Annotated in this window: 16 protein-coding genes; 2 read left to right on the top strand and 14 right to left on the bottom strand. The window is 67.6% G+C overall.

Annotated features, from left to right (window positions below):
• Positions 1-234: 234 nt before the first annotated feature.
• Positions 235-1200, bottom strand: a complete 966-nt coding sequence (locus ACJ4V0_RS14960) for a DUF2865 domain-containing protein (protein WP_448300387.1) — start codon at positions 1198-1200, stop codon at positions 235-237.
• Positions 1201-1889: 689 nt separating this feature from the next.
• Here ACJ4V0_RS14960 and ACJ4V0_RS14965 point away from each other — a divergent pair.
• Positions 1890-2495 (top strand): TetR/AcrR family transcriptional regulator, encoded by a 606-nt coding sequence (locus ACJ4V0_RS14965; protein WP_448300388.1) that lies wholly within the window; start codon positions 1890-1892, stop codon positions 2493-2495.
• 125 nt (positions 2496-2620) lie between these two features.
• Entirely contained in the window at positions 2621-3040 is a 420-nt protein-coding gene (locus ACJ4V0_RS14970; RefSeq protein ID WP_448300389.1) for a DUF2852 domain-containing protein, read from the top strand.
• A 3-nt stretch (positions 3041-3043) separates the two neighbouring features.
• On the opposite strand, the gene ACJ4V0_RS14975 is transcribed toward ACJ4V0_RS14970, so the two are convergent.
• From ACJ4V0_RS14975 to ACJ4V0_RS15035, 13 genes are all read right to left on the bottom strand, one after another.
• On the bottom strand, positions 3044-3622 hold the full coding sequence (locus tag ACJ4V0_RS14975) for a hypothetical protein (protein WP_448300390.1): 579 nt from the start codon (positions 3620-3622) through the stop codon (positions 3044-3046).
• On the bottom strand, positions 3598-3834 hold the full coding sequence (locus ACJ4V0_RS14980) for a DUF2798 domain-containing protein (protein WP_448300391.1): 237 nt from the start codon (positions 3832-3834) through the stop codon (positions 3598-3600). The genes ACJ4V0_RS14975 and ACJ4V0_RS14980 overlap by 25 nt, the downstream gene beginning before the upstream one ends.
• An 86-nt stretch (positions 3835-3920) precedes the next feature.
• A complete protein-coding gene (locus tag ACJ4V0_RS14985) occupies positions 3921-4283 on the bottom strand; it encodes a hypothetical protein (RefSeq protein WP_448300392.1) in 363 nt (120 codons plus the stop codon).
• Between the two features lie 53 nt (positions 4284-4336).
• A complete protein-coding gene (locus ACJ4V0_RS14990; protein WP_448300393.1) occupies positions 4337-5074 on the bottom strand; it encodes an aspartate/glutamate racemase family protein in 738 nt (245 codons plus the stop codon).
• A 17-nt stretch (positions 5075-5091) separates the two neighbouring features.
• The gene (gene relB / locus ACJ4V0_RS14995) at positions 5092-5451 is read right to left on the bottom strand and encodes a type II toxin-antitoxin system RelB family anti-toxin transcriptional regulator (protein WP_448300394.1); all 360 of its coding nucleotides are present in this window, start codon (positions 5449-5451) and stop codon (positions 5092-5094) included.
• Positions 5448-5780, bottom strand: a complete 333-nt coding sequence (locus tag ACJ4V0_RS15000; protein ID WP_448300395.1) for a type II toxin-antitoxin system RelE/ParE family toxin — start codon at positions 5778-5780, stop codon at positions 5448-5450. Before ACJ4V0_RS15000 ends, relB begins: the two co-directional genes overlap by 4 nt.
• A 60-nt stretch (positions 5781-5840) precedes the next feature.
• The gene (locus ACJ4V0_RS15005; RefSeq protein ID WP_448300396.1) at positions 5841-6836 is read right to left on the bottom strand and encodes an ABC transporter ATP-binding protein; all 996 of its coding nucleotides are present in this window, start codon (positions 6834-6836) and stop codon (positions 5841-5843) included.
• Positions 6837-6849: 13 nt separating this feature from the next.
• Complete coding sequence (locus tag ACJ4V0_RS15010) at positions 6850-7857, bottom strand: ABC transporter ATP-binding protein (protein ID WP_448300397.1); 1008 nt, start codon at positions 7855-7857, stop codon at positions 6850-6852.
• On the bottom strand, positions 7854-8756 hold the full coding sequence (locus tag ACJ4V0_RS15015; RefSeq protein ID WP_448300398.1) for an ABC transporter permease: 903 nt from the start codon (positions 8754-8756) through the stop codon (positions 7854-7856). The genes ACJ4V0_RS15010 and ACJ4V0_RS15015 overlap by 4 nt, the downstream gene beginning before the upstream one ends.
• A gap of 4 nt (positions 8757-8760) precedes the next feature.
• Positions 8761-9714: an ABC transporter permease gene (locus ACJ4V0_RS15020; protein WP_448300399.1), complete on the bottom strand. Its 954-nt coding sequence runs from the start codon at positions 9712-9714 to the stop codon at positions 8761-8763.
• 22 nt (positions 9715-9736) lie between these two features.
• Positions 9737-11356 carry an ABC transporter substrate-binding protein gene (locus ACJ4V0_RS15025; RefSeq protein ID WP_448300400.1) on the bottom strand — a complete coding sequence of 540 codons (1620 nt, stop codon included), beginning with the start codon at positions 11354-11356 and terminating at the stop codon, positions 9737-9739.
• 70 nt (positions 11357-11426) lie between these two features.
• Positions 11427-13094 (bottom strand): ABC transporter substrate-binding protein, encoded by a 1668-nt coding sequence (locus tag ACJ4V0_RS15030; protein ID WP_448300401.1) that lies wholly within the window; start codon positions 13092-13094, stop codon positions 11427-11429.
• Between the two features lie 207 nt (positions 13095-13301).
• Positions 13302-14255 carry a DUF3592 domain-containing protein gene (locus ACJ4V0_RS15035; protein ID WP_448300402.1) on the bottom strand — a complete coding sequence of 318 codons (954 nt, stop codon included), beginning with the start codon at positions 14253-14255 and terminating at the stop codon, positions 13302-13304.
• Between the last annotated feature and the right edge of the window lie 3 nt (positions 14256-14258).

A 14258-nucleotide genomic window follows, 5' to 3' on the forward strand; every position in this document is an offset into this window, starting at 1 on the left:
GGTTGAGCCGGCTCCCCTGAGGAGGGCAAGCCCGAAACGGTACGCTGCACCTTCCCCGTGCCAGCGGCAATCGGGAAGCATCTCCGGCTAGTTCAATCGAGGGCGACACTGCCGCCCCGCACTGCGTCTTCTCGACGCCGCGTGGGGCAAGAGCCCTCCGGGGGCAGGCTCATACTCCATCACGCCATGTCTGATCAATGGGGCGACATCAACCACGCTGACGCAGGGGCGTCCTCAGTGCATTGCCGTGTCGCGGCGCTGGGTGATGTCGATGACCCGCACGGTCCGGCCGTCCGCGGAACCGGCCGTCACGGGGATCGAGACGGCGGCGGGCGGCACGACGGTCTCGGTGGCGGCTCGCGCGGCCCGCGCGCGGACCGCCTGCGGCAGGCGTCCGACCGGTGCGGCCGTGCCGTCGTCACGCGCCTGGATGCCGGCCTGGATCTCGTCGACCCGGCGTCGCACATCGGCCGGAAGGCGTCCGTAGGCGCGGGCGGCGACAAAGTCCTGGGAGCGATAGGGGAAGCGGGGGGCGCCGCGGAAGACCTGAACCCCGGTCTCGGTCACCACCACGTCCCCGGCGCGCAGGGTCACGTCGTGGGTGATGGGCAGGCGGGCGAGGCCAGCCGTCGCAAGCCCCTGGCAGGAGCAGGTGCGCTCAAGGCCCTGGCGGAAGCGGAAGGCGGTTCTGAGGGCCGCGTAGGTCTGGCCGCGGGCGTTGACGGCGTCCTCGATGGAGCCGCGGTTGCCGACGGAGTAAACCGCAACTTCCGCCCCCGGGCACATGGCCGAGCAACTCGACTGCTGGGCGACACGCGCCGCGCCGGAGGTCGACGGGCCGGCAGGAAAAAAGTACCCGTCGCAGGTGCGCACGCAGAAGGCGCGGGCGCCGCCGACGTTCTCCCCCGAGGCGCTGCGGCTCTGTTCGGTATCGGAGCGGGAGCGATCCCGCGTATTTTCGGGCGGGCGCACGGTGATTTCAGGTAGATCGCGCGAGCGGCGGCCGAACAGCGAAAAGAAGCCGAATCCACGACCGGTCGACTGCGGCTCGGCCGCACGCCGTCCGCTTTCGCCGCGGGCAATGGCGTAGAACTCGGCCTGATCCTGCGCTGCGGCGGGTTGTGGTGACAGCACGGCCGCACCTCCGGCCAGGACAATGGCCGCGGCGAGGACAGACAGGGTGGTCTGACGCGGAATCATGGGACGAACCTTGTTGAACGCGCGACTGGGTGCCGGTGGCGCAACGGCGATGCCCGCCGCCGCGGTGTCCGGGCGAAATTCGAGAGTGCGAGGATGGAGGATGTTTGTTGCGCCGGAATGTCGTTCATCCGCCTGCATGACGCATGGTCATGTAACGAAACGATGATCGTTTCGCGGGATCGAGAATTCGCCAGCACAAGCGCGAACGCCGGGCGCATAGCCCGGCGTTGCGGCCGTCGAAAGGGACTTGGAACAGGATGCTGCGCGGCGGTTGCCGCGACTGTCAGAACGCGCCGAAGAGAATAGCCCCCACAAAGGCAAAAGCGGCGCACGCGGCAACAATGTTGACGTGACGCGAAATGACCACGGCTGACCTCCCTTGCAGGAACCGGGACCATGAATCTATGCCGGCTCATGGAAGCGCGCAAAGCGGATTCTGGCAATCCACAGGTCGACTCGTGCGCTTTTTTTGGCATGCTCCCGATCCCGATTGACAAGACTGCGGAAATTCGAGCGATCAACGCGCGGCGTTAGGTGAGGGTTCCTGACCCGTCGACTCGCGCCCCGCGGTTTGGCGTCGGCACCGCCGCCGGCCCGCATAGCGTCGCGGATCATTGATTCCCCGAGGGGCTGCTGTGCCATGGCTCGGCTTGACGGCCGGTGTCGCAGATGTCACGAATTTTAACATCATGGCGCGACAACCCGATTCCGCATTGTCAGAACGGCGTGGCTATCATCACGGCAATCTGCGTGAGGTGCTTCTCGAGGCCGCCCGCCGCCTGATCGCCGAACGCGGGCCTGCGGGTTTCACGCTGTCAGATGCGGCGAAGCTCGCCGGCGTATCTCCGGCCGCGCCCTACCGGCATTTCAAGGACCGTCAGGCCCTCCTCAAGGAGATCGCGGTGCAGGGCTTCCAGGCGCTCGGCGGGCGCCTTGGGGCTGCGGCCCGCTCCGGGGGCCCCGAAGGCTTTCTCGCGATGGGCCGCGCTTACCTCGCCTTCGCGCGCGAGGAGCCGGCCTATTACGCGGCTATGTTCAATACCGGACATACAGGGGACGAAGGCCCGAAGGACGATCCGGGTTTTGCGGCACTGCAGCAGGCGGTCGGCAGAGCCATCGGCAGCGACGACCCCGACAAGGTGAAGGCGGCGGCCACACTCGTCTTCGCCTTGACCCACGGACTGGCCTCGCTGTCGGCTCCAGGTTCGATCGCCATGCCCGGGGGGCTGTCCGATCCGGAACACCTGCTCGACATTGGCGTCGGCGCGCTGCTGACCGGGTTGAAAGCCAACTGATCCCACTCCGGTCGCCACCGCGGGCCGGCCATCGGTGAGTTCACCTCCCGGCGTGAAGTGAATGGGATTGACATCTTCAGTGTGAATGATAATATGTTTTACATTCACACTGAAGGAGAGTGGATATGACCTGTCTTCACCATTCCGCGGATCGCTTCGACCGTTCGACGCCGTTCCGCGGCGGCTGGCGCGGAGCGTTGGACCGGCGCTGGCATCCGGTCGAACTCACCGCGATGATCGTCGGCTTCGTGTTGTTCTGGCCCATCGGCCTTGCCATCCTCGCGTGGAAGAAGTGGATGCGTCCGGCTGACGGCGGCCGGCAGTCGATGCGTCCGCTGATTGGCCCCGGCGATACCGGCAACAGCGCGTTCGAGGACTACAAGACCGCCGAACTGGCGCGTCTCGAGCAGGAGCGTCGCCGGTTGTTCGAGGCGCAGGAGCAGTTCGCCGCCCATCTCGACCGCCTGAAGCGGGCGCGCGACCGGGCCGAGTTCGACCAGTTCATGGCGGAGCGCGCAGCCCCCGCCCAGAACCCGGTTGGCTGACGGTCAGGCGAGAGCCCGCATCAGGCCGAGGATCAGGCTGACGGCACCGCTGGCGACGGCGGTGCCGAATTTCAGCGCCGAGGCCCAGGGCACCAGCAGGGACACATCGGCCATGCCGGAATAGGCAAGGGCCAGCAGGGCGTTTTCCGTCAGATCGCTCGCAGCATAGGCGAGCGGCATGATCACCAGAAGCCGCCGGGTCCGATCGCCGAGCGGCAGTCCCGGTGCGGCAAGCCCTGCGGCGAGCAGGAGCGCCGCGGTCACCGCCGCCATCAGCGGGAGGTCCACAGCGAGTCCGAGAAGCGCCCGGCCGCGCAGTCCCCAGACGGTATCGAGATAGACGCGAAAATCGGCCGCCCCATAGCCGCCAAAGCGCGTGTCCGGGCGTTGCGACCTGAGGCAGGCCAGCCCGTCGCAGGGCGTCGCCGTCAAGGCCGCCTCGATCGGCGCATGGACGAAGGCAACGGCGAGGTAGCACGCCAGCACCGCCGCCAGTGCCAGAGCGAGTCGCTGCGGCGTCGCCTCCGCTGCCAGGGTCTCGGCGGCGGCAAGCGGCGTCACAGTCCCTTCGCCTCCATCCATGCGACGATGCGGATCGTCAGGCTGCGGGCGATGGGAATGGCGATATAGGCAGCGATCGCTGCCGCCGGCCAGGCGATGGCGAAAGCGGTCAACCAGCGCCGGAAATAGTCCGGGGGAAATCCGAGGTTCAGCCAGGTGATGAGCGCCGTCATCAGGAAGGCCATGACGGCGGCCATGAGGATGGGCTGGATGATGGCGGCTTTCGGCGGCATGGCAGGCTCCGGATGGTGGCCGGATCACTGCCGATTGCAGCGCGAAGCGCAAGGGCGTGATGCTCCTCGCATGGCAGGCCGGCGGTTCAGCCGGAATCGCGCTCGTTGAGGCGTCGCATGAGGCGGCGGTTCTGCAGTTCGAGCGTCTTCAGCTTGTCCGACAGCGAATCGGCCGCCGATGTCTCTGCCACGACGAAGGCGACGCCGATTTCCGGCAGGTGACGCCAAACGACGGTGCAGTCGAAGGTCTCGCCCTTCTGCGGGATCTTCAACGCGAAGTGATCGGGAAGGTCGTTCACACCGCCGCAGTCGAGGCGCGCGCCCTGGGGGGTGAAGTTCCTGACCGTGCATTCGGTAGAGCGCAGGCCCCCGGGGAACAGGATCGTTCCCTTCCAGAAGGTGCGCGAGCGCTGGATCGCGCGGCGCTCGGTGGCTGCGGTGGTTGTCACGGCGTGCAACCCGGGTCTGACGGAAGCGTCGCGCTCAGCCTAAGGCCGAGCCGTTAACCGTCCGTTGATACCGCGGCTGATGCAAATTGCCCCAAATAGGCCTTGGGGCGCGGCGGAGCGTAGCCGCCGACCTTCGATGTGCGAAGGCCGAGCGCGTGCAGGCTCTCGGCGAGCTTCACGGCGGCGGCGACCCCGTCGATGACCGGAAGGCCGTGCTCCTGCGACAGGGCCGCGGCGAGATCCGCCATGCCGGCACAGCCCAGCACGATGGCCTCGGCCCGGTCATCGGTCTTCGCCCGGGCGATCTCGTCGGAAATCCGGGCACGTGCATCGGAGGCGGGGTTCTCCAGTTCCAGCACCGGCACCTCGCAGGCGCGTACCCGCGCGCAGCGATGGGCGAAGCCGTACTTGTGGACATTGTGCTCGAGGGCCGGAACGGAGACGGCGAGCGTCGTGACGACGGAGAACTTCGTCGCCAGCAGCGCCGCCATGTGCATGGCGGCCTCGCCGATGCCGACCACCGGCACCGGCATCAGCGAGCGGGCGGCGTCGAGGCCGGTATCGTCGAAACAGGCGATGACGAAGGCATCCGCATGGGGCCTTGCGCGCATCTCCGCCAGCATGCCGGGGATGGAATAGACCTCGTCATAGTAGCCCTCGATCGAGACCGGCCCGCTGTCGGGGTTGACGGCCTCGACCACGGTGCCGGGGCCTGCGACGGCGCGCGCAGCCTCCCCGATGGTGCGGGTCATGGAGGCGGTGGTGTTCGGGTTGACGATGGTCAGGTGCATGGCGGAGACTGGCAACTCTATCGGGCCTTGCGACGCGGTTTGGAGCGGCGTCGGCCTGCGGGGGCGTTCTCAGCCGGCGTCGTCCAACCGGCCGCCTTCAAAACGATGTCCGGGTCGGCGTGCATGATCCGCACAAGCGTCCTCGCTGCGCCTGAGGGCTGGCGCTCGCCGCGTTCCCATTTGCGGACCGTACCGAGCGAAGCGCCGAGGACCGTCGCCATTTCAGCCTGGGTCAGACCGGCGCGCTCACGGGCCTCCGAGACCAGGCTGCTCGCGACCTGGTGTTCGCGCAAACCGGGGACGGCGCGCCCCCGGGCGTGGTCGAGCGCCTGTTCCAGGCCTTCGATGATTCCGTCAAACACATTTCCCATGATCATCGTCCATATTGCGCGCGGATGGCGTCCGTCAGAGTCCTCGCCTGCCGCCTCTGCTCGGCTGTCAGGTCGTCCTGTTCGCTCTTCCCGTAGATGGTGATGAGGAACACCGGCATCGCCAGGTCGTGGAAGAATGTTATCAGGCGCGCTCCTCCGCTCTTGCCGCGGCCGGACAGTGCAATCCGGACCTTCCGCAAGCCGCCCGTGCCCTGAATCAGATCACCTGCGGCGGGTGACGCGGCCACCATATCGATGACCTTCGCCCGTTCGTCCGCATCCAGAAGTCCTTCCGCACGGCGCAGGTAGCCGGGCGTCTCGACCACCGTCAGCATGATCTGATCTGGCACAATTTAATGTACCCCATTGGGGTATATAGAACAAGGGCTACCCTCTCACGCCGCCACCGGCGCGGTCGCCTCCGTCCGGAAGCAGCGCGCCTCGTGGCCCGCGCCGACCGCCACCGGCTCGGGCGTCGCCTCGGTGCAGGACGGCAGCGCCAGCTTGCAGCGCGGCGCGAAGGAGCAGCCGGGCGGCAGGTTGGCGAGGTCGGGCGGTGAGCCGGGAATGGCGTCGAGGCGGGTGCCCTTGGTCATGGCGTCGTGGGCCCGGCTCTTCATCAGGCCGATCGTATAGGGGTGGCGGGGGCTGCGCAGGATGTCGCGGATCGGCCCGGTCTCGACGATGCGCCCGCCATACATGACGGCGACGCGGTCGGCGACCTCGACGGCCACGCCGATGTCGTGGGTGACGAAGATCACCGCGATGCCGAATTCGCGCTGCAACTCTCGGATCAGCAGGAGGATCTGGATCTGCACGGTGGCGTCGAGCGCGGTGGTCGGCTCGTCGGCGAGCAGCACCTTGGGATTGCAGGCGAGGGCGAGGGCGATCATCGCCCGCTGCCGCATGCCGCCGGACATCTCGTGGGGGTAGTTGCCGAGGCGACGCTCGGGCGAGGGAATTCGGACCCGCTCGAAGAGGTCGAGCGCCCGCTTCATCGCGTCGTCCCACGAGCCGCCGTCATGCTTGACGATGGTCTCGGCGATCTGGTGGCCGAGGGTATAGACGGGATCGAGGGCGAGGGCCGGCTCCTGGAAGATCATCGAGACATCGCGGCCGCGGAAGGCCTGCAGGTCCTTCGGTCCCAGCGCCAGCACGTCCTTGCCGGCGACGGTGATGGCGCCCTCGATCTTCGTGCGCTTTTCCGGATTGAGGCGGAGCATAGCGCGCAGCGTCACCGACTTGCCGGAGCCGGATTCACCGAGGATGGCGAGGGTTTCGCCGCGGTCGAGCGAGAGGTCGACGCCGTTGATGGCGCAGATCGGCTTCGGACCGCCGGTAAAGGTGACCTTGAGATTGCGGATATCGACGAGCGGTGGGGCTGTCAGCATCTGTCCGTCCTCCTCACGCCGCAGCCGCGGAGGCGGGCGCCATGCTGTGGCCGGAGCCGGGCTCGGACCTCAGGCAGGCGACGTCATGCAGGGCCGCGGCGCGCGTCAGCACCGGCTCCCGCTGGGAGCAGACACCCTCGGCGAAGGTGCAGCGGGTGTGGAAGCGACAGCCGGGCGGCGGGTCGATGGGGTTCGGCGGATCGCCGAAGAGCGGCGCCTGCTCGGTCCGGTTGTCCGGGTCCATGGTCGGCATGGAGCGGGTGAGGGCGCCGGAATAGGGGTGGAACGGATCGTCGAAGATCGCCTCCGACGGGCCGATCTCGGCGACCTTGCCGAGATACATGACCATGACCCGGTCCGACACGTAGCGGACGACGTGCAGGTCGTGGGAAATGAAGACGTAGGTGAGCTTGAACTCTTCCTTGAGGTCGAGGAGGAGATTCAGCACCTGCGCCTCCACCGACTTGTCGAGGGCGGAGACCGCCTCGTCAAGGATGACGACCTTGGGCTGGAGGGCCAGCGCCCGGGCGATGTTGATGCGCTGGCGCTGGCCGCCGGAGAGTTCGTGCGGATAGCGGCCGGCGAAGCGCGAGGGTTCCAGACCGACCTTGGCGAGCAGGTCGCGGGCGCGTTCGATCGCCTCGCCCTGCGGCACCCCATGCACCTGCGGGCCGAAGGCGACGGAGCTTTCGATGGTGAGGCGCGGGTTGAGCGACGCGTAGCTGTCCTGGAACACCATCTGGACCTGGCGGCGATACTCGCTCAGCGACAGGTCGGGCGAACCGACCTTGGCGCCGTCGAAGAGGATCTCGCCCTTCGTCGGGTCCATCAGGTGCATGAGCAGGCGCGCGGTGGTCGACTTGCCGCAGCCGGATTCGCCGACGATGCCGAGCGTTTCGCCGTCCATGACATCGAAGTCGATGCCGTCGACGGCGCGCACCACCTTCTTCGGCCCGAACAGGCCTCCGGCGATGGGGAAGTGCTTGACGAGCCCCCGGACGGTGAGAAGCGGCTGGCTCATATCTTCACATCCATGGCGTTGCGCAGGCCGTCGGCCAGGACGTTGAAGGAGATCGAGGTGATGAAGATCATCACGCCGGGCAGGGCGGCGACCAGCGGCTGGTTGTAGATCGCGGTGCGCAGGGTGTTGAGCATCAGGCCCCATTCGGGCTCGGGCGGGCGCACGCCGAGGCCGAGGAAGGACAGGCCCGAGGCGAGGATCATCGACACCGAGATGAGACCCGTCGCATAGACGAAGATCGGTCCCAGCACGTTGCCGAGCACATGGACGCGGATGATGGTGAAGCCGCCGGCCCCGGAGGCGCGGGCCGCCTCGACATAGTCGCGGTTGCGGACCTGCGTCGTCACGGCCTCGGCGACGCGGGCGATCGGCGGAATGAAGACGACGGTGAGCGAGACGAGGGCGTTCTGGATGCCGGCGCCGAGAGCCCCCGAAAGCGCCACGGCCAGCAGCACCGAGGGGAAGGCGTAGAACACGTCGATGGTGCGCATCATCACCGTGTTGGTCTTGCCGCCGACATAGCCTGCGACGATGCCGATGAAGCTGCCGATGCCGAAGGCCATGATCACCGGCGTCACGCCCATCATCAGCGAATAGCGGGCGCCATAGATGAGGCGCGAGAGCATGTCGCGGCCGAGTTCGTCAGTGCCGAGCGGGAAGCCCGCCGTGCCGACGGGGCGGAGCCTGCGGATGGTGCGCCCGAGATAGGGGTCCATCGGCGCGACGAGCGGCGCCAGCAAAGCCATCAGGAAGAGCAGCAACACCAGGATGCCGGCGGCGATCGCCAGCTTGTCCTTGCCGAAGCGCCTGGCGACGCCCGCCCAGTATCCGGGCGATTTCTCGATCGGGGCGATGGTCTTGGCGGGGTCCTGCGGCAGGAGCGAGGCGACGGAGGCCATCGGGTCAGCTCCTCTGGATGCGCGGGTCGATGGTGGTCTGCACCACATCGACCATGAGGTTGAGGAGGACGAAGAACAGCGCGAGGACAAGGATGGTGCCCTGAAGGAGCGGCAGGTCGCGCTGGAAGATCGCGGCGTTCAGGAGGAACCCTGTTCCCGGCCAGGAGAAGACCGTCTCGATCAGGATCGAGCCGCCGAGCAGGTAGCCTAGCTGCAGGCCCATGACGGCGAGGGCGGTGGGCGCCGCATTCTTCACGACATGGCCGAAGATGCCGAATTCCGACAGGCCTTTGGCCCTCAGCGCCGGCACGAAATCCTGGGACAGAATGTCGGCGACGAGGGCGCGGATGGTGCGCGCGACGATGCCCATGGGGATGACGCTCATGGTGACGGCGGGCAGGATGAGGTGGCGGAAATGGGCCCAGTCGGGCTGCCAGTCGGACGACCCGCCCGGCCCGGCGCCGGTGGGCGGCAGCCAGTTGAGCTGCACCGCGAAGATGATGACCAGCACCATGCCCAGCCAGTAGTGCGGCACGGACACGCCGATCACCGAGAGGATGGAGGCGATCTTGTCGACCGGGCTGTTGCGGAAATAGCCGGCGACGAAGCCGAACAGCAGGCCGAAGAAGAAGCCGATGAAGGTGGCGACCACCGAGAGCAGCAGCGTGTTCTTCACCGCCCGGAATACCTCGCTCGAGACCGAGCGGCCGGTGGCGATGGAGGTTCCGAGGTCGCCTTGCAGGGCGCGCCAGCACCACAGGAAGAACTGCTCGTAGTACGGCCGGTCGAAGCCGTAGGCCTTCATCATCTGCTGCTTGAGTTCCTCGGACGCGTCCGGAGGCAGGACAGAGACGAGCGGGTCCCCGGGCGCGATGTGGACGAGGGCGAAGCAGACGACGGAGACGCCGATCACGATGGGGATCGTGTAGACGAGGCGTTTGCCCAGATAGACTAGCATTCACGGCGCCCCATGCTGCACTTCATCCGACGGTGACAGGACAGATGTCCTGGTACCAGTTCTGGGCCTGAACGAAGCCCTTGACCCGCGGCGACAGGGCGCGTGGCGCAACGTCGTGCGCGACGAAGAGGAACAGCGCGTCGTCGACGAACTTCTCGTGCGCGCGCTGGATCGCCGCCAGCTGCTCGGCCGTGTCGAAGGACGAGCGGATCTTCGCCAGCCGCGCATCCATGTCGGCGTCCTGGAAATAGCCCCAGTTGGTGCCGCGCGGCGGGAACAGGCTGCTGTCGAGATGGCGGATGAGCGCGGTGAACGGGTCCTGGCTGAAATAGGAGGAGTTGGTCGAATGGGCGCCGCGCGACGAGGGGTCCCGCGCTCCCGCCCGCCAGGAACTGGTCAGCGCGCTCCAGTCCATCACTTCGAACTCGACCTTGATGCCGATCTCGCCGAGATTTTGCTGGATGAGTTCGTTCATCACCAGCGGCTGCATCTGGCCGGACCCGGAGGGCGAGATGATCGCCTTGACGGTCAGCGGTTTTGCGGGACCGTAGCCGGCCTCGGCCATCAGCTTCAGGGCCGCGGGAACATCGGTCTTGACCTCGAAGGACGGCTTGCCGAACCAGGGGCTCGTCGGCGGCACCATGCCCCGGGCCGGCAGCATCATGCCCCCGAGAAGCTCCACCATGCCGGCGCGGTCGACGGCGAGGTTCGCCGCCTTGCGGATGCGGATGTCGTTCCAGGGCGAGCCTTCCACGCGGGAGAAGTGCCAGGTCCAGTTGTGCGGATAGACGTTGGAGGTGATCTGCATCCCGCGCGCGCGCATCTGGGGAATGCTGTCCGTCGCGGGCGCCTCGATCCAGTCGACCTGACCGGACAGCAATGCTGCCGTGCGCGATGTCGCCTCCGGCATGGGAACGAGGACGACGCGCGCGAGCCTTGGCCGGCGTGCCGGGTTCCAGTAGGCGGCGTTGGGGATGAGCTCCAGGCGTTCGCGCGGGGTGTAGCGGTCCACCTTCCAGGGGCCGGTTCCGGAGGGGCTCTTCAGGAAATTGTCCCAGTTGCGCCCGGTCTTCTCCCACTGGGCGGGCGAGGACATGAGGATCCAGGAAATCTCGTAGGGGAAGAGGGCGTTCGCAGAGTTCGCAATGAACTCGACCGTCATCGGATCGATGGCCCGGTAGCTCTTCACGGACGGAATGCGCGTGCGGCCCTGGCCGGCCTGGCGCGGGTCGTACTGGGGCGCGTCGTTCTTGAGGATCTTGTCGAAGTTCCAGACAACCGCCGCGGCGTCGAAGGGGGCCCCGTCGTGGAAGGTGACGCCGGGCCGCAACACGAAGGTCCAGCGCGTCGGGTCGGCGGGGTCGACCTGCCATGAGGTCGCCAGGCCGGGAACGAGGCCGCCCGGAGCGTCCGCCTTGCTGAGATCCCAGAGGATGAGGCTGTCGAAGACGTTGTAGCCGACGAACCGCATGCCTTCGGCACCTTGATCGGTCTGGCCGTTCGGCAGGGGAATGTCCGACGCCGTCATGGCGATGCGCAGCGTGCCCGAGCCCTGCGCGTGAACCTCGGCGATGTCGAGGAACGAGGCCGCGGCAGTACCGAGGCCCGCGGCCAGGATCTGGCGGCGATCTGGGGCAATCATGTCAGCCTCACGCGGCGGGGGGAGGGACCGGGCGGCCCTGCGGCCGCCCGGTCGAACCTGTGTGCGGACGTCAGGAGCCCGGACGGATGTCCATCGGCGCGATGTCGATGAACCAGGAGCGGGGCTGGACGACGCCGGTCACCCTGGCCGACATGGCGCGCGGACCGACGTCATGGGCGACCCAGAGGAACGGCGCCTCCTCGACGATGCGCTTGTGGAGCGCGGCGAGAGCGCGGTCGCGGCCGGCATCGTCGAAGGTCGAGCGGGCGGTCGCGGCGAGCTGGTCGAACTCGTCGGAGTTGAAGAAGCCCCAGTTGTTTGAGGCCGGCGGGTTGGTCTGCCGCGTCACGAAGCGGATCATGGCGAAGAACGGGTCCATGGCCGCGAAGGTGACGTTGGTCGCGTTGGCGCCGCGGGCGTTGGGATGGCCCGCACCCTCACGCCAGTTGGTGAAGACCGCGTTCCATTCGGCGACTTCCAGCTCGACGTTGAAGAAGCATTCCTTCAGCGCCTGCTGCAGCCACTCGTTCATGACGATCGGCTGCATCTGGCCGGAGCCCGAGGCCGAGGTCAGAACCTTCACCGTCAGGGGGCGGGACGCCGAGAAACCGGCCTCCTGCATCAGCTTCTGCGCGGCGGGCAGGTCGTACTTGATGGCGAAGGTCGGGTTGCCCCACCAGGGATGACCGGGCGGCACCGTGCCGACGGGAACCTCCATCAGGCCGCCGAGAAGCTCCTTCAGCTCGGCGCGGTTGATGCAGAGGTTGGCGGCATGGCGGACGCGGCGGTCGAGCCAGGGCGAGCCCTCGCGGAACGAGAACTGCCAGGGCCAGACGTGCGGCTGGGCGTTGGTGTAGAGCGTGAAGCCGCGCTGCTTGATCTGCGGCACGGAATCCGGGGCCGGCGCCTCGATCCAGTCGACCTGACCGGAAAGGAGAGCGGCGGTGCGGGCGTTCGGCTCGGGCAGCGGCAGGAGGACGACGCGGTCGACCTTCGGCCGGCGGGCGGCGTCCCAGTAGTCCTTGTTGGCGACCATTTCGAAGCGCTCGCGCGGCACGAGGCGCACGCCGCGGAACGGGCCGGTGCCCGAGGGGTTGCTGGCGAAGGCGGTCCAGGCGGCCGCGGCCCGCGCCTTCGGATCGGCGACGGAGGCGGGAACCTCGGACAGGAGCTTCTGCCAGTGGGCCGGCGAGGCCATGAAGAGGTTGGTCAGATTGATCGGCAGGAACGAGTCCGGCGCCTTGGTGGTCAGCTCGACGGTGAGATCATCGATGGCGCGGGCCGAGGCGAGGTTCGGCATGCGCGAGACGGTGACGCCGACCTGGCTCTGGTCGAAATGCGGGGCAGCCTGATCGAGGACCTTCTGGACGTTCCAGACCACGGCCGCCGCGTTGAAGGGCGAGCCGTCGTGGAACTTCACACCGGGACGCAGGCGGAAGGTCCACTTGTTCTTGTCGGCGGCATCGACCGACCACGACAGGGCGAGGCCCGGGATGATCACGGAGGCGGCGTCGGCCTTCGACAGGTCCCAGTGGACGAGCGCGTCGTACATGGGAATGCCGGTGAAGCGGTTGCCCTCGAAGCCCTGGTCGGGCTGGCCATGGGTGCGCGGAATATCCGCGGCGGTCATGCCGATGCGCAGGACCTTTTCCTGCGCCATGACAGAGGCAGAGGTCACAAGCGCGCCCGCAAGGGCAATAGCGCCGGCGATCAAAGCCGGACGGAACGTGGTTCGCATACGAAGTCTCCCTGATGCTTCCTCGGGACAGGCTGGCAAGGCACATGCCAGCCTTCGCAAAGAGCCGGTTGATCCGGCTTCTCGTCACCTGACCTACCGTCACCGGCCGGCGGTTGCCGGACAGGGTGGCAGAATGCCTAATCCTTCAGCAGATCGATTTAGGTGGCAAGCGCATTTCATCACCGGCCGCTGCCAGCGACGTCGGCCTCAGATGAATCCCGCAACTCGGGCCGCGCCGGCGAGCAGGGCGCCGGCCAGAACCCAGAGCACCACGAGCCCCGACGCGCGGCGCTCCAGCACGGATTCGGCGGGGTTGTCGGGGTTGTAGTAGACGGTGACCTGCGATCCCGCGGGATAGCGGTCGGCGGCGCCCGAGATCAGGCCGGCGACGGTCGACGAGGCGTTGGCGCCGAAGGCGACGCGATCGCCGCCATAGGTCTGGCCATCCACCTTGAAGCTGTAGATGACGCGGGAGCGGAAGCCGCGCCGCCCCGTCCATGACGGATCGCGCGGCGTCATCTCGACCTCCTCGATTCCGGACGTCCCGATCCGGCCCCGCGCCTCGTGCCAGCGCAGGGAAGCGGCGACCTGCCCCCGCAGCATGAAGCCCATGCGCAGGGCGATGAGGCCCATCGCGGCGAGGACGACGGCCATGCCGGCCTGGCCCGGCTCCGGCATATGGGGGCGGAGCCATCGGACGATGTCGGTCGTGCCGAAGACGAGCGCGGCGGCCCCGACGACGATCAGGGCCGCGACGAGGGAGAGTGCCTGGAAGGCGCCCTCCGGCATGTCGCGCTCGATCACGGCCTGGCTCGGATCGTCGGGATCGTAGAAGACGGTGACCTCAGCACCCTTCCTGAACTTCGCCAGGGTCTCGGTCACGTCGGTGTTTCCGAGGTTCTCGCGGATGCTGTAGCGGTCGCTCCGGTAGGTGCGGTTGCCGACCTTGTAGGTGAAGGTGATGGCGGGGAAGTTGCGCATCTCCATGCGCCCCTCTCCCGCACTCACCTCGCGCTGCACGACGCGTGAGGAGACGATTCGCCCCGGTGCCGGCAGCCAGCGGCTGGCCTTGCGCACCTCCCACCACTTGACGGCGATCGCCAGGGCCAGCACCGCGGCGACGACGCAGGCAAAGCCGATGAGGAGATACCTGACTTCCATACG

The organism is Phreatobacter aquiterrae, assembly GCF_053471285.1.

Coding starts and splice junctions, on each gene's coding strand:
- ACJ4V0_RS15030 (WP_448300401.1), bottom strand. CDS start 13,094: ATGCGAACCACGTTCCGTCCGGCTTTGATCGCCGGCGCTATTGCCCTT.
- ACJ4V0_RS14990 (WP_448300393.1), bottom strand. CDS start 5,074: ATGCACCTGACCATCGTCAACCCGAACACCACCGCCTCCATGACCCGC.
- ACJ4V0_RS14965 (WP_448300388.1), top strand. CDS start 1,890: ATGGCGCGACAACCCGATTCCGCATTGTCAGAACGGCGTGGCTATCAT.
- ACJ4V0_RS14960 (WP_448300387.1), bottom strand. CDS start 1,200: ATGATTCCGCGTCAGACCACCCTGTCTGTCCTCGCCGCGGCCATTGTC.
- ACJ4V0_RS15015 (WP_448300398.1), bottom strand. CDS start 8,756: ATGGCCTCCGTCGCCTCGCTCCTGCCGCAGGACCCCGCCAAGACCATC.
- ACJ4V0_RS15010 (WP_448300397.1), bottom strand. CDS start 7,857: ATGAGCCAGCCGCTTCTCACCGTCCGGGGGCTCGTCAAGCACTTCCCC.
- ACJ4V0_RS15025 (WP_448300400.1), bottom strand. CDS start 11,356: ATGATTGCCCCAGATCGCCGCCAGATCCTGGCCGCGGGCCTCGGTACT.
- ACJ4V0_RS15035 (WP_448300402.1), bottom strand. CDS start 14,255: ATGGAAGTCAGGTATCTCCTCATCGGCTTTGCCTGCGTCGTCGCCGCG.
- relB (WP_448300394.1), bottom strand. CDS start 5,451: ATGATCATGGGAAATGTGTTTGACGGAATCATCGAAGGCCTGGAACAG.
- ACJ4V0_RS15020 (WP_448300399.1), bottom strand. CDS start 9,714: ATGCTAGTCTATCTGGGCAAACGCCTCGTCTACACGATCCCCATCGTG.
- ACJ4V0_RS15000 (WP_448300395.1), bottom strand. CDS start 5,780: ATGCTGACGGTGGTCGAGACGCCCGGCTACCTGCGCCGTGCGGAAGGA.
- ACJ4V0_RS14980 (WP_448300391.1), bottom strand. CDS start 3,834: ATGCCGCCGAAAGCCGCCATCATCCAGCCCATCCTCATGGCCGCCGTC.
- ACJ4V0_RS14975 (WP_448300390.1), bottom strand. CDS start 3,622: ATGGATGGAGGCGAAGGGACTGTGACGCCGCTTGCCGCCGCCGAGACC.
- ACJ4V0_RS14970 (WP_448300389.1), top strand. CDS start 2,621: ATGACCTGTCTTCACCATTCCGCGGATCGCTTCGACCGTTCGACGCCG.
- ACJ4V0_RS15005 (WP_448300396.1), bottom strand. CDS start 6,836: ATGCTGACAGCCCCACCGCTCGTCGATATCCGCAATCTCAAGGTCACC.